Origin of the sequence: Staphylococcus rostri (assembly GCF_002902145.1) — a bacterium.
GTDB lineage: Bacteria > Bacillota > Bacilli > Staphylococcales > Staphylococcaceae > Staphylococcus > Staphylococcus rostri.
Genome location: NZ_PPRF01000019.1, coordinates 1 through 16,944, shown reverse-complemented (window position 1 = coordinate 16,944; position 16,944 = coordinate 1). Strand labels below are relative to the sequence as shown.

Here is a 16,944-nt window from a genome sequence, read left to right as displayed (position 1 = left end):
CCCCATATAAAAAAACTCTTGCATCTTTGCTATAATAACGTTTTTAAGGCACAATTGCAACTAGCTCACAGGACATATTCTATCTCTATCTTCGTTGCAATATTAAAAAATAAGTTTAAGGTCATAATTAATGATTGCACAATGCGAACTCTTTTGATAGAATAAATTTTGTTGTAATCAAAGTTATTTTGATACCAAGATGATTCTAGGAGGTGTCTTTCATGCCAAATATCAAATCTGCTATTAAACGTGTAAAAACAACACAAGTAGCTGAGAGCAAAAACATTTCACAAAAAAATGACATGCGTTCTGCAGTGAAAAGTGCGAAAAAAGCAATTGAAACTAATGCTGATAATAAACAAGAATTAGTAAGCAAAGCGATCAAACGTATTGATAAAGCTGCGCAAAAGAATTTAATTCATTCTAACAAAGCTGATAGAATGAAATCTAAATTAATGTCAGCAAAATAATCATTGTTCATGCATCTCTAATGTTGAGTTAATCAATGTTAGGGATGTTTTTTTATGCCTTTTTATAATGTTAGAAATAGCGAAAGGATGGAATATTAATTTAAGATTACATGAAGCAGGCACTGACGTGAGCGAAAATCTGTTTTACACCCCTTCCCCTACTCAGCGATGCCAGAGTGGGACAACGAAATCTATGTAGAAAACAAGATTCCTGTCCTACTCTTTTCGGCACCAACTATTATAGACTCAGAATAAACAACTCTAGTATTAATACTTTGTCCATGTAGGAGGATTTGAGTTTATAATCTGTTTCAGCACAAGCATCCATAATCGTCAACAATTGTGACAACTGGTACTTTCTCGTCTGTTGCAAAGCGAGTTTCACACGATATGGATGGACGCCGACTGTTTTAGCAATTTGTTGCTGAGAATACCCTTTTTGACTTAATATCAATGATTGATAATACAGGCGGTAGTTACTTGTTATTAGCGCAAGCAACTTAATCGGCTCTTCTTTTAACTTGATTAAGTCTTTCATCAAAGCAATGGCACGATCCTTTTGCCCTTTTTGAATATATTCCGTTAATAAAAAGACGTTTTGTTCAAGACTTCTATTTACGATAGTTAACACATCTGTTTTGTTGATGATTGGCTGGTCTCCAATAAACAAAATAATCTTTTCCAGTTCTTGTTGCACGATACGATAATGAATACCCGTTAAACTAATTAGTGTATCCAACGCGTCTTGCTTAATATCTTTAAACTGTGCGTGTAATTGTGATTGCACCCATGCTTTCATCTCTTGTTCAGTAAACTGTTCGACCTTTTTGAGCGTTGCATATTTTTTAAGCTGTTTTACGACTTTTTTTCTTTCATCAAGTTTTGTCGCATTTACTTGAAAAATAATCAATGTCTGACCATCATAATTTTCAAGAAACTGTATAAAACCATCTAAATTGGGCTGTGTCGCTTTCGCCACTTTCTCTCCAGTGAATATATAACTATTTTGTATTAACACAACCTTCTTATCTGAAAAGAAAGGGAGCGTCATTGCTTCTTCCATAATCACATTCAGTTCAGTTTCATACAAATTATATTTAACAAAATTGAAATCGTCTCTCGGCTCGTTGTCCAAGTATTTTTCAATCAGTTGATCACTTTCTTTATCAACAAGTTCTGGTACTTCTCCATATACAACATGCAAATACGACATGAGGTTCTTCCTTTCACAACGAAATGTATCCGTATTATAACATGCTTTTGTCAACGATTCGTATAATGGCTATCAATTTACATCATTCGTTAATGTATAGCCACGTGCTGCTTGTGCATTAAACGTTACGACAACATGGTGATTATCTGCAGTTGTATACACTGGAATGTGATAGGTCTTAAAACGTTCAATAATCATCGGACTCGGTAAATGATACATATTATGCTTAGCAACAGATATTAATGCTATCTTAGGTTCTATCTTGTCTAAAAATGCCTCCGAACTACTGGTTTTACTACCATGATGTCCCACTTTCAAAATATCTACTTTCGGTAATGAATACGATGTTATCAATTTCTCCTCATTTTCAGTTGTCGCATCGCCCATTAACATCATCGTCGTTTTATTGATTGTTGCCAGTGTCACAATAGAGTGTTCATTAGGATCATCACTGGATGCAATATCACTATCTAAAAATTGAAATGAGAAATCTCCAAGTTTTAAATGACTCAGTTGCTGATAAACCCACACTTGTGCCCGTTCTTGTTGCCTCACATTTCTAACGAGTCGCGCGTATGGTTGATTAAAATGACTTGGATTAATGATAATATTACCTATGTCAACGCGATTAGCAAGGTGTGCAAGTTCCCCCATATGATCTGCATGAGGATGCGTAATTACAAGGTAATCAATATGACGAATCCCACGTTTTTTCAATAACGGATATAGTTTTTGATCCGTAATGTTAAATTTATGGTTTGCTCGTTTTGGATCTTCACGTGTTCCACCGGTATCGATTAGTAGCGTTTCGCCTGTTTGGGTCTCGAATAAAATGGCGTCGCCCTGCCCAACATCAATGAGTGTCATGCGATTTTCATATTGTGGATGGCTTAATATGACAGTACATAACGCCACAACAATCCATAACAATAACATTTTTCTTTGGCGCTTTGCTAATAAGTATGCGGCACTCGCTACAAATACCATCATCATTAGATAACCTATTTCACCAAATGCAGGCAAAATCAGTTTCCAATGTGTTAATGGCGTTAATAATACAATAAAGAACTTATGAATGCTAAAAAGTAACATGAATGGATATGTGAATAGGCATAAGATGTTTGGTGCAATGAGTGCTAGAAATGTGGCTAAAAAAGAAAGCGGTATGATACAAATGCCGTAGAGTGGAATAAAAAAGATGTTGGATACTAAACCTAACCATTGAAGTTCATTAAAGTGCTGGTAACTAATTGGAATTGTGCCTAATACAGAAATGAAACTTGTGGTGATCATTGCTCGAAAAAAGGTTTGATGTAGATAGATGTTACGAAGTGTAATGAGTAAAAAACAAATAGCATATGAAAATTGAAAGCCGACATGATAATGAATGCTTGGATCATAAAATGAAAGAAAGAGATAGGAAAGCAATAAAATGTGTAATGTAGTTTGTTTTATAAAGCGTGCAAAAATAATGACGAGACAAGCCATTACAACGGCTCTTTGGGCGCTAGGACTATTGCCTGAAAAGATTAAAAACATAGGGAGCAGTGCTAGTAAGAATAGTTGAGTGATGTAGAGTGGTATGGGTAGCCTTTTACCGATCAAATACAATAGATCAGTCAAAATACCGACATGTGTGCCACTTACCGCAAATAAGTGAGAAATGCCCAAATTTTTAAGGAGTTGCTTTTGTATAAAGGGAATGTAATCAGTTGTACCTGTTACGAGCGCAATAATATATGGGTAGCCCGGTAGTCGTGAGTGGATGAGCCGTTCTATCGCAGTATTACGTATCATCATAATCCACTCTGACAGTGTTAGGTTATGATACGGTGTACATTGTGCCATATCAAGCTGCTGAACAAACAACGCTGGAGCCTGTGTATGGTTTGTGGCTGCCTTTATTGTGCCGTCTATTTTGCAGACATGTGTTGCCCAAAAACGTGCGCTATAACGCCTTGTGTCAGCAGTAAGGTCTCGGATAATAAGCCGATAACTTTGTTCGTGAACACGCCCTGTCGCACTATAAAATGTATCTTTTTTAATAGGTAAGCTATCAATATGAATTACGGTATTCAAAGGTGTGACTGCTGTTTGTTGGTTAGCAACATTGCCAATATCAGGCTGTGGTATAGGTATCAATGTTTCGACGTAATAGCCTAATAAACATATGGTGCATCCGATAGAAATCATTAACATCGTTTGTCGCTTAATCATCATGCTTACAAACAAGATGATACCAATCAAGATAGCTGCATAGACATGATGATAAGCGAGTTGACCGACAATATATAACAGCAATATATAAATCATTGTGAATCCATAATGTAATTTGCAATGCGTTCCGGTTCAAACGGAATATGTTCGTATTTTACGCCAGATTGATCAAGTAACTTCAATGCATAAGCGTGGTTATGATAATCTTTCGCATAATAAATGGTTTTAATACCCGCTTGAATAATTGATTTTGTACAGTTTACACATGGAAAGTGCGTCACATAAATTGTTGCGCCTTCTGTAGATACGCCCTGCTTAGCGCATTGTAATAACGCATTCATTTCTGCATGAATCGTACGTATACAATGCCCGTCTTCAAGTAAGCATTCTTCATCTGTACAGTGCACTTCTCCAGCAACGGAACCATTGTATCCACCCGCGATAATACGATTGTCTTTGATGATTGTTGCACCGACAGATAATCGTTTGCACGTAGAACGTAAAGCGAGTAAATGTGCTTGCGCCATAAAATAATCATGCCATTTAATTCTTTCCATTGTTTCACCCCTCTAATGGATTTCCTTTTGATTATAACTGATTTTATCATTGCACACTAGTAAAGCTACGGCTAGACCGTGAAATAACTACTGAGATTCTCATATGTTTTGTCGCCAATTCCTTTTACTTGTTTGAGCTCTTCTACAGACTGAAACTGCCCTTTTTCTTCTCGATAAGCAATGATGGCTTGTGCCGTATTCAAATTAATTGGCTGACCTTGTGCGCCCCCGTTAGCACTTGATGTATTTGCACCATTGTTTGATGACGCACCTTTAGGTTGCTCGCCTTTTTGTGGAATATAGATCATCTTCTGGTCGCTCAGTTTTTCCGCTAAGTTGATTTGAGACAAATCTGCTGTCGGTAAGGGCATAGCCTTGTCTAGCAATTGCTTAATACGATCATTCGACATCATCTGATACGTGTTAGGTTGCTTGACGGCGCCTTTAATATCAACAATGATCGCTGTTGGTTGCTGATTCATAGTTGATGACTTATCGTTCTTTGACGTATTAGAAGTGTTCGCACTTGAAGTCGTCTCTTGAACGAGTGGATCTGGCTGGGACGTTACAGAATCACTTGAATTCATATTAACCGTTAACGCAATAAGTGCAATTACTAACAGCGCCCCCATTGCAACTAGCAAACGATTTTTCATACACCATGCTTGTACTTGTGAGATGAAAGACATATTAAAAACCCCCTTTACATCTTATTACATGTGTAGAGGAGGTTGATTACTTGAAAATTATTTTGTTGCGACAAAAAATAATCTGTCACTCGTCGGATTATCGTTATTCGGATCAAAATCGTAAAATGAGGTTACCTTTTTGAAACCAATCGATTCCAACATATTATGATAGATTGGTTTATCCAATGTTCTTTGGAATTGCGATTCATCATAACGTTCATACAAACCATTCTCTCGTTGAACAAAGAATGTCAAATCGTGCCATACACTATGTGGCAACTCACCTGGTTCTGTTTGCCATACGAGCGTTAAATTTTCACGGTCGTCAAGATACGTCGCACCGTTGAATTGTGTATCCATTTTTTGTGTTGTGTGAACATCAAAAATAAGCACACCATCATTTTTCAGATGCTGATAGACATGGTTCAACGTTGCAAGCACGTCTTCTTCATCCGTTAAATAATTCAGTGAATCACATAAAATTGTAATGACATCGAAGCGGTTGGAAAGCGAAAATGCCGCCATATTGCCTACAAGCCATTCTACTTTTTCAGACTTTTGCTGTGCGTATGTGACCATTTCTTCACTCAAATCCATACCGACAACATGATCGGCAAAATCTAAGAATGAAGTCGTTAACGTCCCTGTTCCACAACCTAAATCCAACACCGTTGCCACGTGTTCACTTGGCAAAAAGTGTTGAATCACTGTGCGCCATTGATCGTACGGTTGATCATCAGTTAATTTATCATAAAATGCGCTCAATGTTTGATATGCCATTACGCTTTGATAACCTCTTGGTAACCTAAAATTTCAGCGTCATGATACAACTTTTCAAGGTTATAGTAGTCACGTTCGTCTTTATGGAATACATGGACAACAACATCCGCTAAGTCAATTAAGATCCAGCGTGCTTCATCGTAACCTTCCATACGTTTAACATGGATACCTTGTTCTTCAGCATGATCTTTTACCGCTTTGGCAATCGCCTGTACTTGACGTTCATTGTTACCATGACAAACTAAAAAGTAATCTGCAATATCTGAGATGCCTTGCATATTAATTGAAATAATATCTTCAGCTTTTTTCTCATCTGCAGCTTTAACACTTAACATTAATAATTCATTTGCGTTCATTTAATCATCCTCTAAATTTCATTCGTTTAGTTAAAATTGTAATAGTTAAGACAGTCAATTGTCGGTTGATAGACACTGACGTCTTTGTTCACCAAGTGTAACACAGTTCTTTTCGATATTTCATAAATTGTACGGTCTAAGCCGCCACCATTGTATACAAGTTCACGAATTTCATCTACACCTGGTATTTCGCGTTTTGGCTCAATATAATCAGCAATGAACACCAATTTTTCAGTTTTAGTCATCTTCTTGCGACCCGTTGTATGGTAATAAATTGCTTGTAACACTTCTTCATCAGTCACACCGTATTGATGCTCCATCAACACTGCACATACTGGACCGTGTAAAATTTCAGAGCCATAACTTAACAAGTCTGAGTCCAATTGATACTTCGTTACTTGTTGATAAAGGTAACTCAAGTCGTCGTACTTACAGAAGTCATGCAAGATACCAGCAAGCTCAGCCTTATCTTTGTCCCCTTCATATATTTCTGCTAACTTAACTGCTGTTTCGGCAACACGCAATGAATGTTTAAAGCGCTTCTTCGGCAACTTTTGTTCAACAAGTTCAATTGCAAATTGTTTATCCATATAGTCCCCTCCTCAATATGTACGATTCAACATTTAACGGCACCCACATATGAATCGTCTTGTTATCCTTGCAGCGTTGGCGTACAATCGTTGAGCTAATCGCCATTTCAGGAATTTCCAGTGGCATAATTGCCGGATCATCCGTTTTGATTTGGCGTCCACGATTCACTACGATAAATGTCACAAATTGTTTCAATTCATCGATGCGATACCACTGGTCTAACTGGTCATACTGGTCTGTACCAATCACGAAAAATAGTGCGACATCCGGCTCAGCTGCATGAATGGCGCTAAGTGTATCGAACGTATAGCTCTGACCTTTGCGTTCTATTTCATCTAAGCGTAACGTGCCAAAGCCCAAGTTATCTATCACTAATCGAATCATTGCAAGACGATCTTCAATATCAATTGGATCATGATGTTCCTTCAATGGTGACATATAACTCGGCATAAAATAAAACGCATCCGGTTGTAACGCTGCATTTACTTCACTTGCAATCATCTCATGTGCACTGTGAATGGGATTGAATTGTCCACCGTAAATGACAATGCGTTTCATTATGGTAACTCGATTTGTTTATTTTCTTTAGATTCACGATATAGCACGATAATTGACCCAATCAATTGTACAAGGTAGCTATTTGTAGATTGTGCAAGTGTTTCTGCTAATTCGTTTTTATCATCTAAGTTATTTTGTAAAATGTGCACCTTGATCAGTTCACGTTTTTCAAGAACTTCATCAATTTGTGCCACCATATTTTCGTTAATCCCTGCTTTACCAATTTGGAAAATCGGATCGATATGGTGTGCTTCGCTTCTTAAAAAGCGTTTTTGTTTTCCTGTTAATGTCATAATGACCTCCTGAATTTATCTATGTTATGAATATAATCGTTTTGTAACACGTTGGCGCATCGCATCAATATCCGCTTGTTGTCCTGTCCAAAAATTAAAACTTTCAGCACCTTGATAGACAAACATATCTAAGCCATTATACGTATCATAGCCTTGTGCTTTTGCCGCTTTTAAAAATGCTGTCTCTGCAGGAATATAAATAATATCACAAACTAAGGCATCTTGTTTTAATTGTTGTAAAGAAACGACTTGATCCGTTGAAGTATGCATCCCTACAGGTGTTGTGTTAATAATAATGTCGTATTGATGTGCAATTGTATCAACTTCTGATAATGCGTGTGCTTCTATGTCAAACTGCCAGTCATCAAAACGAGCCATTGTTCGATTTGCGACGGCAATTTGATGCGACGTCTTTTGTGAGAGTGAATACGCAATGCCTTTACTCGCACCACCCGCACCAATAATTAAAATTTTTGCATTGGATAAATCACCATAATAGTCATTTAAACCTTTTACAAAACCGATGCCATCCGTATTATGACCAATCCAGCGACCATTTTTAATCAATACAGTGTTAACTGCACCAATGGCTTTCGCTTCGTCGGTCATGTCGTCTAAATACGGAATAATACGTTCTTTATGTGGAATCGTCACATTAAAGCCATCTAACGCATATTCAGCTGCAATATCACGAATATGATGAAAATGTGCTGGTGGTATATTGAGTGCTTGGTATTCATGATTAAGTTGTAATGCTTCAAAATTTGCATGATGCATGATAGGTGAAAGTGAGTGCTCGATTGGATGACCAATAACCGCAAACTTCATTGACTTCCCCTCCTACATAATTGATGGGCGTAAATACACTTCTACGTTCTGTGGTACAGTTACAACAACTTCAGCACCTTCATCAATCGTAATAAAGCCAAGACCTGCAATCATTACGTCTTTTTTACCACCTTCCGTCTGTAATGACACTTGTTTTAATTGATCGAAATCAAAATGCTCACGGTTAGATGGTGGTGCTAATAAATCACCCAGTTGTTCTCGCCATAACTTGTCAGCTTTTTCAAGTTTTGTACGGTGAATATGCAACTCATTTGAGAAATAACAAATAAGCGGGCGCTTACCACCACGAATATAATCAATTCTCGCTAAGCCACCAAAGAATAATGATTGTGCTTCATTCAATTGAAAGACACGTTGTTTGATTTCCTTTTTAGGCATAATCAAATTAAGCTCTTTCGTTGTAACATAGTGAGTCATTTGATGTGCTTGAACGACACCCGGTGTATCATACATATAACTTCTATCGTCTAATGGAATATCAATCATATCCAATGTTGTACCCGGTACTTTTGACGTTGTAATAACGTTCTTCTCGCCAACACTTTCTTCAATTAACTTATTCACCAATGTTGATTTCCCGACATTCGTTGTGCCAACAATATAGACGTCTTGATGGTTACGATGCCTTTCAATCGCTTGCATTAAATCTTCAATGCCGTAGCCTTTCATCGCTGACAATAACACCACATCGTCAGGTGCGAGACCATATGCTTTAGCACTACGTCTGAGCCACTCCGTTACACGACGCTTGTTAATTTGTTTTGGCAATAAATCAATTTTATTTGCTGCTAAAATAATCTTTTTGTTCCCTACAATGCGTTTTAGTGCGTGAATAAATGACCCTTCAAAGTCAAAGACATCGACAAGATTTACAACAATCCCTTGTTTATCTGCAAGACCATTCAACAATGTTAAAAAGTCTTCACTTTCCATACCGACATCTTGCACTTCATTGTAGTTTTTCAAGCGGAAGCAACGTCTACAAATGACGTCTTCTTTTTCCAAACTGGCTTTAGGTACATAACCCGCTTCATTTGGATTCTCAGATTGAAGCGTTGCGCCACAACCGATACATTTTAATGCGTTCGCCATATTAAGACTCCTCCCAGTTGATATAGCCTTTGCGTTTGAAATGGCTTAAAATACGTCGCTCAATTAAGCGATTTACTTTAGTTGCTAAGCCATCTGAATTTTTCACAGGTACAACCATAATTGTGTATAGTCCACTGCGGTTGCCGCCAAAAACATCCGTCATCATTTGATCGCCGATAACCACGACTTGATCTTTCTGCAAGCCCATCTGTTGTGTTGCTTTACGTAAAGACTTGCCGCGTGGTTTTTGCGCTTTGAAAATATAATCCACCTTCAAATCTTTACAAAATGCTTTTACACGTTTTTCATTATTGTTAGATACAACTGTTACTTTAAAGCCACGTTCATCGAGTGATTTAAACCATTCTTCCACTTTAGGCGTCGGGTTCGCTTCATCCCAGCCAACAAGTGTATTGTCTAGGTCTGTAATGACACCACGAATATTACGTGCTTCTAGTTGTTGAAAATCAATTTCGTGAATATCTTTCACGTATTGATTGGGTAAAAATAATCGCTTTAAAATCCCCATCATGTGCCTCCAAAATAAATAACTTCATTCCAATTATTATAGCATAATTACAGTATCAAACTGTACACCTTATTACAGTTCTTTTACTAACGCATACACCATCTCGCTTGATGATTTTGCCGCTACTTTTAGAAATTCATCAAAAGTCATACTTGCCTCGCCATCTGCCAGGTCGGAAATCGCACGTGTTACAATAAATGGCTTACCAAATTGATAGCACGTTTGGGCAATCGCTGCCGCTTCCATCTCTGCAGCAATCGCTTGTGGAAAGTCTGATAAAATCACTTCACGTTGTGCTTCTGTACCAATAAAACTATCTCCAGACACGATTAGACCTTCCATGGCTGTTTGATCCAGTTTTTGCAAGACATTTTTAACAACTTCTACTAATTGTGTATCTGCTGCATACGTCGCTGGCATACCTGGAATTTGTCCCATTTCATAACCAAAAGCGCGCGCATCCGCATCATGGTAACCAACTTGTGTACTTACTACAACATCCCCTAATGTTAAGCCAGGTTGCAAGCCACCAGCTGAGCCTGTGTTAATAATGTAATCAGGGTTATAACGGTCAATTAATAACGCTGTTGAAATCGCCACGTTTACTTTACCAATACCACTTTGTAAAAGGACGACTTCCTTATCTGCAAGCATGCCTTTATAAAAATGTGTATGTGCAATCTTTGTTTCTTCCAATTGTGTCAGTTGGTCTTTTAAAATTTGTACTTCTTCTTCCATTGCACCAATAATTGCAATCATCATGTAGCCTCCTGTATGTATATACATAAAATTTTTATCTTCAGTCGGTGCTATTTTACCATATTTACACGTCTACACTCACTCAATTTCTTTGGAAGTGAGACAGGAATTATATTTTCCAAAAAGAATCCGTTGTCCAACCCCGGCAAGGATGAGTAGGAACTTGAACAGCTATAAATTTAAGCATTGGGGAACAAATAAACGGTGTCCCTCCCATGCAAATAAAAAAGCCAAGACAACATTGCCTTGACCTTTAACATCTCTTAATGAACTTATTGGTTCCAAAGGTCTGCTAAACCTTGGAATGCGAAAAATCCAGTGAATAGTGTCACAATGACTGCGACGATTCCAAACATTAGCATCCATGTTGGGTGTTGATAATCGCCAACGATACGCTTGTTTTTTGAAGCGATTAGGATCGTGCCTAATGTAATTGGTAAGATTAATCCGTTAAGTGCACCTGCGATAATTAATAATTTTACAGGCTTACCGATTGATAAGAAGATAAGTGTTGATACTAAGATAAACGCGATAACAACGTAGTTATCAAACTTATTCAACTTTTTGTGTAGCGTTTTGATAAATGTTGTACTTGTGTATGCCGATCCGATAACAGATGACATTGCCGCAGCAAACAATACAACACCAAAAATATTTTTACCGATTGGTCCGATAGCGTGTTCAAATACTGAAGCTGGCGGGTTATCAGGATTTAAAGAAACACCTGTTACAACAACACCAAGTACAGCTAAGAATAATAATCCACGCATAACGCCTGTTGTTAAAATACCTGTAATCGCTGAACGGTTTACAAATGGTAAGTAATCTTTACCTTTAATATCAGCATCTAAGATACGGTGTGCCCCTGCGAATGTAATGTAACCACCCACAGTACCACCTACTAATGTGATAATTGGTAACACAAGTGCTGCTGGGTTTTCAGGTAAGATCATATGTTTGGCTGCATCGGCATACGGCGGATTCGATTGAACCATAACATATGCAACAACACCAATCATAAGGACACCTAATAACATTGTGACGATGTCCATCATCTTTTGACCGTTTTTAGATACGAATACTAATATTGAAATAACCGCTGTAATGGCAGCACCGATACGTACATCAATACCGAATATCGCATTGAGTCCGAGCCCTGCACCGGCAATGTTTCCGATATTAAATGCTAAACCACCGATACCGATTAAAATTGAAATAAATGTACCTAAACCTTTTACAACTTCATTGGCAATTTCTTGACCACGATAGCCTGTCACAACAAGTACACGCCAAATATTAATTTGTGCCCCGATATCAATAATGATTGATAATAAAATCGCAAATGCAAAACTTGCTAAAAATTGTTGTGTAAATACAGCCGTTTGTGTTAAAAAGGCTGGCCCGATTGCAGATGTTGCCATCAAAAAGACGGACCCTAATAATAAACGCCTATGTGCTTTCGTGAATTGGAATTCCCCTGGATTTTCGATTTTGTTCGAATTTGATTTCATGCATTAACCCCCTATTTTGACTATATTGACATTGACCTCCGATAACTTTTCCCTGATTTGTTTTACAAACTCTAACGCATGCGCACCGTCCCCATGTACGCAAATTGTATCTGCAGAGATCTCAATTTCTTCACCAGTAATCGCTGTTGTCTTCCCTTCAGTCACCATGCGAATGACTTGTTGAATAGCTTCTGATGTATCTTCAATTAATGCACCTGGTTTTTTTCTGCTTACAAGTTGACCGTCTTTTTCGTAACGGCGGTCTGCAAAAACTTCAGACGCTGTTGGCAAGCCGACCTTTTCAGCTTCTTCAAGCAACAGCGAATTGGACAAACCGACTAAGTAGAGATTAGGATCGACCGCATAAACGGCTTCAGCAATTGTTTTGGCAATCGCACGATCTTTCGCACCCATTTGGTACAGTGCACCATGTGGTTTCACATGATTAAGTGTGACGTCATTTAAGTCGCAGAATGCTTTTAACGCACCGATTTGGTAAACCATCATATTATAGATTTCGTCCAGCGACATATCTAAGTTACGACGACCAAATCCTTTCAAATCTGGAAAACCTGGATGTGCACCAACGCTGACATTATGTGCTTTGGCAAAGCGTACAGTTTGAGCCATAACATTCTCATCTCCAGCATGGAATCCGCAAGCAACATTTGCAGATGTGATGAGTGGCAACACCGCTTCGTCATTACCCATTTTATAGTTACCAAAACTTTCGCCTAAGTCACAGTTCAAATCTACCTTAATCATGGTTAGCCCCCTTGATAATGTCATGTCTTTCTAAAAATTTAATGTCTACGTCACTTGCGTCGCCTTCACAATACGGTGGATAAGATAATACCGCATATAAAAAGTCAGCTGTTGTCGTAAATCCATCGATAATCATCTCGTCTAAAGTAACCTTCAATTTATCGATAGCGTGCGTACGATTTTCCCCTCTGACAATCACTTTTGCGACAAGTGAATCGTAGTACGAGGAAACAGTATAACCGCTATAAAGTAACGAGTCAACACGCACATTAAAACCTTGTGGTAAATGTAATCTTTGGACAGTACCAGGTGTCGGTCTAAACGCTTGTTCCGGATTTTCCGCATTGATTCGCGCCTCGATAACATGCCCTTCAAACGGAATATCTTCTTGCTTTAACGTCAACGTGCCATCTTGCATAATACGCAATTGTTCACGGACTAAATCTACATTTGTACGCATTTCCGTTACCGTATGTTCTACTTGGATACGCGCATTCATTTCAATAAAGTAATACGCATCTTCGGTTACTAAGAATTCGATCGTACCCGCACTGCGATAATTTGATGCACGTGCTACTTTTACCGCATCGTTACACATTTTTTCACGTTTCTCTGGCGTTAACGCGCTACATGGCGATTCTTCAATCAACTTTTGGTTTTTACGTTGGACAGAGCAATCACGTTCACCTAAATGGATGTAATTCCCTTGACCATCACCTAACACTTGAACTTCCACGTGTTTCGCAACTGGAATAAACGCTTCAACGTAGACGCGATCATCGTTGAAATACTTGTTCCCTTCACTTTTAGCTTCTTTAAACGCTTGCTCTAACATACTTTCGTCTTTAACGATACGAATCCCTTTACCGCCACCACCACTTGCGGCTTTTAATACGAGTGGATAGCCTAAAGATTCCGCTAACCCTTTCACTTCTTCAACCGATTCGACGGCGCCTTTAGAACCTGGAATAATTGGTACGCCTGCTTGGTCTACTGTTTGGCGTGCTGTAATCTTATCGCCCATCTGTTCCATCGTCGTCTTAGTAGGTCCGATGAAATAAAGCCCTTCTTCTTCAACCTTTTCCGCAAATACCGGACTCTCAGATAAGAAACCATATCCCGGGTGTACCGCATTGGCATTCGTAATCTCTGCTGCAGAAAGGATGTTATGAATATTAAGATAACTGTCTAAAGGATTCGCGTTCCCAATACATACCGCATGATCCGCTAGCTTAACGTGTAAACTGTCTTCATCGCCTACCGCATAAACAGCAACAGATTCCATATTCATCTCACGCAAAGCACGGATAATTCGGACGGCGATTTCACCTCTATTTGCGACTAATACTCGATACATCAGTATGTCCCCCTTATTTTAATTTAACAATGACTTGATTGTGCTCGATATTTTCACCATGATCAACAAGGATTTCTACAATTTCGCCGCTCTCATCAGCAGTTACCTCATTCATCACTTTCATCGCTTCAACATAACCGATAATATCGCCTTTTTGAATGACATCGCCCACTTTAATCACAGGTTTTGTCAATTCTTTTTCATCTTGTAAATAAAAAGTTCCAATCATTTGTGAACGAATTTCTTTCAAATCATCAGCTGGTGCCGCTTCTTGTGGTTGTGCTGCAGCTGCTTGTGGTGTAGGTTGAACTGGTGCTACTGGTGTAAACGCATAGTCATCGTTTGGTTGCGCTGCTGGAAGATCTAGCTCCAACTCCATATCTTCATCGCCATATTTGAAATGTTTCACACCATATGTTTTTAATAATGTGAGTGTTTGTTCAATTTGTTTTAAGTCCATGGTATACTATCTCCTTTTAATACACTTTTAATTTTTCGTTGTGTTGGTCGTATATTTTTCAAATAGCGTTGTGGGTATCTTCTAAGTTTTTCTTTCGCGTCTGCCAACTTGCGTCCTTTACGTGCGAGTATTTCGTTTGCTTCATTGAAAGTGACCCATTCAAAGCGAATCGTTTCGCCGGGGCGCTTTTGGATGATGTCGACAATATCACTATCGATCACTGTTCCAATCTTCGTATAACCGCCAACCGTTTGACGGTCATTGAGTAGGATGATTGGATTCCCATCTTTCGGTACTTGAATACTTCCTAATGCAACGGGTTCAGAAATAATATCTGCACTTTCCATTGGTTGAATCGAACCGCCTTTTAAACGATACCCCATGCGGTCGGAACTCTCTGACACTTGAAACTCAATATGTTCGATTTCTGCGATGGTACGCTTTGAAAATGACTCTAACTGCGGACCATCCATAATGCCGATTGGTAAATCACTCGCTGCACTAAAACTACTAAAATCACTAGAACGTCCAATTAAACTAATATCCATATTAGATGCACGTGTCGGAATAATATCGTTTTCCTTTAGCACGCGTCCTTTATAGCCACCAACACGTGTACGCGTGTGTGTCGCATAACTGCCTTCAACAAGCGGAATATCAAGTTGTTCCGCAAAGCCAATATAAGCACGCATGCCTTCTTGTGCAGCACCTAAATCTAATATATCGCCAGGCTCTGCTTTAATAACCGTTTGATGCGGAATTGACTCTCCATTCAATGTTGCAGAAAATTTTGCCCCCGTAATTGCGAATAAATTTTGTGACAAAAACTTAATTTTAGGACCAATCATTGTGATTTCTAATGCTGGTTGCTGTTCCGTTTCGAGTAATGCGTTCAAAATCTCATAACTTGGACGATCCATGACACCTGCGGGAGAAAATCCTTCTGACTGATGACCAAAGCGCCCTAAATCCTGCACAGTTGTAAATAAACCTGGTTTGATTATTTTAATGCTCATAGCCAATTTTCACCCACTCATCATAATTTAAATGTCCGTTTTCTACATACTTTTGAATATGTAAAAATTGCTCTTCATTAATTGCATAAAATTTAATTTTATCCCCTGGTTGATAGAGAATTTTAGGATCACGATTTAAATCAAAAACATCAATTGGTGTTCGCCCGATAATCTGCCAGCCTCCTGGTGAATCAGCTGGATAGAGCCCTGTTTGATTATTCGCGATACCTACTGAACCAGCTGGGATTTTAAGTCGCGGCTCGTCTTTACGTGGTGTATGAATGCGTGGACTTAAACCACCTAAAAATGGAAAGCCAGGCATAAAACCAATCATGTAGACAAGGTAATAGCCTTCAATGTGATGTTGAATAACCTCTTCAACGGTTAACTTATGATATTCCGCAACATATTCTAAATCAGGTCCCCATTTGCCCCCGTATAATACAGGAATATTGACAATACGTCTTGGTTGGTTTTGTTCAGTTGATGTTAAAGCATACGTTGATAACGCCAACTCATCTAACAACGCCTCATACGTTATTGCCATGCCATCAAAATAAACAAGTATGGCTCGATAAGATGTCACAATCTCTTGTATATGTGGATGTGCCAATAATTTCAAATAGTCAGAAACAGCGTTGACTTGGTTGAAGATTTCTTCACTAATGTTGGCATCAAAATAAATCATAAAAGATTGCTCACTTATTTGTTTAAATTCCATTTTCATCCCCCTTCCAGAAAACCCTTTCATGAAAATATTTTAGCATTATTACTTTTAACTGACAATTCAATGTTTTTGTTTGAAAGTATGGAATGGCACGTTTTTTAATTATATTTTGTGAAAATGAACAAAATTATAGAATTCGATAAAAAGAATTTAGA

20 protein-coding genes are annotated in these 16,944 nt (G+C 38.3%); 1 reads left to right on the top strand and 19 read right to left on the bottom strand.

The genetic code is table 11. The features are described from left to right. Positions 1–221 precede the first annotated feature (221 nt). Positions 222–470 carry a 30S ribosomal protein S20 gene (rpsT, locus tag CD122_RS03740; RefSeq protein ID WP_103357667.1) on the top strand — a complete coding sequence of 83 codons (249 nt, stop codon included), beginning with the start codon at positions 222–224 and terminating at the stop codon, positions 468–470. Between the two features lie 238 nt (positions 471–708). On the opposite strand, the gene holA is transcribed toward rpsT, so the two are convergent. The 19 genes from holA to pxpB all read right to left on the bottom strand — a co-directional run bounded on the left by holA (position 709) and on the right by pxpB (position 16,783). Next, positions 709–1,683 carry a DNA polymerase III subunit delta gene (gene holA, locus CD122_RS03735; RefSeq protein ID WP_103357666.1) on the bottom strand — a complete coding sequence of 325 codons (975 nt, stop codon included), beginning with the start codon at positions 1,681–1,683 and terminating at the stop codon, positions 709–711. A gap of 72 nt (positions 1,684–1,755) precedes the next feature. After that, positions 1,756–3,996, bottom strand: coding sequence for a DNA internalization-related competence protein ComEC/Rec2 (locus tag CD122_RS03730; RefSeq protein ID WP_103357665.1), 2,241 nt, complete (start codon positions 3,994–3,996; stop codon positions 1,756–1,758). Then, positions 3,993–4,457 (bottom strand): ComE operon protein 2, encoded by a 465-nt coding sequence (locus CD122_RS03725; RefSeq protein ID WP_103357664.1) that lies wholly within the window; start codon positions 4,455–4,457, stop codon positions 3,993–3,995. The genes CD122_RS03730 and CD122_RS03725 overlap by 4 nt, the downstream gene beginning before the upstream one ends. Before the next feature lie 71 nt (positions 4,458–4,528). Continuing rightward, on the bottom strand, positions 4,529–5,146 hold the full coding sequence (locus CD122_RS03720; RefSeq protein WP_103357663.1) for a helix-hairpin-helix domain-containing protein: 618 nt from the start codon (positions 5,144–5,146) through the stop codon (positions 4,529–4,531). Positions 5,147–5,203: 57 nt separating this feature from the next. Beyond that, a complete protein-coding gene (locus tag CD122_RS03715; protein WP_103357662.1) occupies positions 5,204–5,926 on the bottom strand; it encodes a class I SAM-dependent DNA methyltransferase in 723 nt (240 codons plus the stop codon). Next, the gene (rsfS, locus tag CD122_RS03710; RefSeq protein WP_103357661.1) at positions 5,926–6,282 is read right to left on the bottom strand and encodes a ribosome silencing factor; all 357 of its coding nucleotides are present in this window, start codon (positions 6,280–6,282) and stop codon (positions 5,926–5,928) included. Before rsfS ends, CD122_RS03715 begins: the two co-directional genes overlap by 1 nt. A 26-nt stretch (positions 6,283–6,308) precedes the next feature. Continuing rightward, positions 6,309–6,872: a bis(5'-nucleosyl)-tetraphosphatase (symmetrical) YqeK gene (gene yqeK / locus CD122_RS03705; protein ID WP_103357660.1), complete on the bottom strand. Its 564-nt coding sequence runs from the start codon at positions 6,870–6,872 to the stop codon at positions 6,309–6,311. Then, a complete protein-coding gene (nadD, locus tag CD122_RS03700) occupies positions 6,865–7,431 on the bottom strand; it encodes a nicotinate (nicotinamide) nucleotide adenylyltransferase (RefSeq protein ID WP_103357659.1) in 567 nt (188 codons plus the stop codon). The genes yqeK and nadD overlap by 8 nt, the downstream gene beginning before the upstream one ends. Then, positions 7,431–7,724, bottom strand: coding sequence for a ribosome assembly RNA-binding protein YhbY (gene yhbY, locus CD122_RS03695; RefSeq protein ID WP_103357658.1), 294 nt, complete (start codon positions 7,722–7,724; stop codon positions 7,431–7,433). Before yhbY ends, nadD begins: the two co-directional genes overlap by 1 nt. A gap of 24 nt (positions 7,725–7,748) precedes the next feature. Further along, positions 7,749–8,552 carry a shikimate dehydrogenase gene (gene aroE, locus CD122_RS03690; RefSeq protein ID WP_103357657.1) on the bottom strand — a complete coding sequence of 268 codons (804 nt, stop codon included), beginning with the start codon at positions 8,550–8,552 and terminating at the stop codon, positions 7,749–7,751. Between the two features lie 12 nt (positions 8,553–8,564). Continuing rightward, positions 8,565–9,665, bottom strand: a complete 1,101-nt coding sequence (gene yqeH / locus CD122_RS03685) for a ribosome biogenesis GTPase YqeH (protein WP_103357656.1) — start codon at positions 9,663–9,665, stop codon at positions 8,565–8,567. Between the two features lies 1 nt (position 9,666). After that, positions 9,667–10,194 carry a YqeG family HAD IIIA-type phosphatase gene (locus CD122_RS03680; protein ID WP_103357655.1) on the bottom strand — a complete coding sequence of 176 codons (528 nt, stop codon included), beginning with the start codon at positions 10,192–10,194 and terminating at the stop codon, positions 9,667–9,669. A 72-nt stretch (positions 10,195–10,266) separates the two neighbouring features. Continuing rightward, positions 10,267–10,953, bottom strand: a complete 687-nt coding sequence (gene mtnN / locus CD122_RS03675) for a 5'-methylthioadenosine/S-adenosylhomocysteine nucleosidase (RefSeq protein ID WP_103357654.1) — start codon at positions 10,951–10,953, stop codon at positions 10,267–10,269. Positions 10,954–11,225: 272 nt separating this feature from the next. After that, on the bottom strand, positions 11,226–12,464 hold the full coding sequence (locus CD122_RS03670) for an NRAMP family divalent metal transporter (protein ID WP_103357653.1): 1,239 nt from the start codon (positions 12,462–12,464) through the stop codon (positions 11,226–11,228). A gap of 3 nt (positions 12,465–12,467) precedes the next feature. After that, positions 12,468–13,226, bottom strand: a complete 759-nt coding sequence (gene pxpA, locus CD122_RS03665; RefSeq protein ID WP_103357728.1) for a 5-oxoprolinase subunit PxpA — start codon at positions 13,224–13,226, stop codon at positions 12,468–12,470. Further along, the gene (locus tag CD122_RS03660) at positions 13,222–14,586 is read right to left on the bottom strand and encodes an acetyl-CoA carboxylase biotin carboxylase subunit (RefSeq protein WP_103357652.1); all 1,365 of its coding nucleotides are present in this window, start codon (positions 14,584–14,586) and stop codon (positions 13,222–13,224) included. Before CD122_RS03660 ends, pxpA begins: the two co-directional genes overlap by 5 nt. A 13-nt stretch (positions 14,587–14,599) precedes the next feature. Beyond that, positions 14,600–15,046 carry an acetyl-CoA carboxylase biotin carboxyl carrier protein gene (locus tag CD122_RS03655; RefSeq protein WP_103357651.1) on the bottom strand — a complete coding sequence of 149 codons (447 nt, stop codon included), beginning with the start codon at positions 15,044–15,046 and terminating at the stop codon, positions 14,600–14,602. Beyond that, the gene (locus CD122_RS03650; RefSeq protein ID WP_103357650.1) at positions 15,037–16,062 is read right to left on the bottom strand and encodes a 5-oxoprolinase subunit C family protein; all 1,026 of its coding nucleotides are present in this window, start codon (positions 16,060–16,062) and stop codon (positions 15,037–15,039) included. Before CD122_RS03650 ends, CD122_RS03655 begins: the two co-directional genes overlap by 10 nt. Next, positions 16,052–16,783 carry a 5-oxoprolinase subunit PxpB gene (pxpB, locus tag CD122_RS03645; protein ID WP_103357649.1) on the bottom strand — a complete coding sequence of 244 codons (732 nt, stop codon included), beginning with the start codon at positions 16,781–16,783 and terminating at the stop codon, positions 16,052–16,054. The genes CD122_RS03650 and pxpB overlap by 11 nt, the downstream gene beginning before the upstream one ends. Between the last annotated feature and the right edge of the window lie 161 nt (positions 16,784–16,944).

Excerpts from the sequence above, each read along its gene's own strand:
- rpsT (WP_103357667.1), top strand. The coding sequence starts at position 222 with ATGCCAAATATCAAATCTGCTATTAAACGTGTAAAAACAACACAAGTA.
- holA (WP_103357666.1), bottom strand. The coding sequence starts at position 1,683 with ATGTCGTATTTGCATGTTGTATATGGAGAAGTACCAGAACTTGTTGAT.
- CD122_RS03730 (WP_103357665.1), bottom strand. The coding sequence starts at position 3,996 with ATGATTTATATATTGCTGTTATATATTGTCGGTCAACTCGCTTATCAT.
- CD122_RS03725 (WP_103357664.1), bottom strand. The coding sequence starts at position 4,457 with ATGGAAAGAATTAAATGGCATGATTATTTTATGGCGCAAGCACATTTA.
- CD122_RS03720 (WP_103357663.1), bottom strand. The coding sequence starts at position 5,146 with ATGTCTTTCATCTCACAAGTACAAGCATGGTGTATGAAAAATCGTTTG.
- CD122_RS03715 (WP_103357662.1), bottom strand. The coding sequence starts at position 5,926 with ATGGCATATCAAACATTGAGCGCATTTTATGATAAATTAACTGATGAT.
- rsfS (WP_103357661.1), bottom strand. The coding sequence starts at position 6,282 with ATGAACGCAAATGAATTATTAATGTTAAGTGTTAAAGCTGCAGATGAG.
- yqeK (WP_103357660.1), bottom strand. The coding sequence starts at position 6,872 with ATGGATAAACAATTTGCAATTGAACTTGTTGAACAAAAGTTGCCGAAG.
- nadD (WP_103357659.1), bottom strand. The coding sequence starts at position 7,431 with ATGAAACGCATTGTCATTTACGGTGGACAATTCAATCCCATTCACAGT.
- yhbY (WP_103357658.1), bottom strand. The coding sequence starts at position 7,724 with ATGACATTAACAGGAAAACAAAAACGCTTTTTAAGAAGCGAAGCACAC.
- aroE (WP_103357657.1), bottom strand. The coding sequence starts at position 8,552 with ATGAAGTTTGCGGTTATTGGTCATCCAATCGAGCACTCACTTTCACCT.
- yqeH (WP_103357656.1), bottom strand. The coding sequence starts at position 9,665 with ATGGCGAACGCATTAAAATGTATCGGTTGTGGCGCAACGCTTCAATCT.
- CD122_RS03680 (WP_103357655.1), bottom strand. The coding sequence starts at position 10,194 with ATGGGGATTTTAAAGCGATTATTTTTACCCAATCAATACGTGAAAGAT.
- mtnN (WP_103357654.1), bottom strand. The coding sequence starts at position 10,953 with ATGATTGCAATTATTGGTGCAATGGAAGAAGAAGTACAAATTTTAAAA.
- CD122_RS03670 (WP_103357653.1), bottom strand. The coding sequence starts at position 12,464 with ATGAAATCAAATTCGAACAAAATCGAAAATCCAGGGGAATTCCAATTC.
- CD122_RS03660 (WP_103357652.1), bottom strand. The coding sequence starts at position 14,586 with ATGTATCGAGTATTAGTCGCAAATAGAGGTGAAATCGCCGTCCGAATT.
- CD122_RS03655 (WP_103357651.1), bottom strand. The coding sequence starts at position 15,046 with ATGGACTTAAAACAAATTGAACAAACACTCACATTATTAAAAACATAT.
- CD122_RS03650 (WP_103357650.1), bottom strand. The coding sequence starts at position 16,062 with ATGAGCATTAAAATAATCAAACCAGGTTTATTTACAACTGTGCAGGAT.
- pxpB (WP_103357649.1), bottom strand. The coding sequence starts at position 16,783 with ATGGAATTTAAACAAATAAGTGAGCAATCTTTTATGATTTATTTTGAT.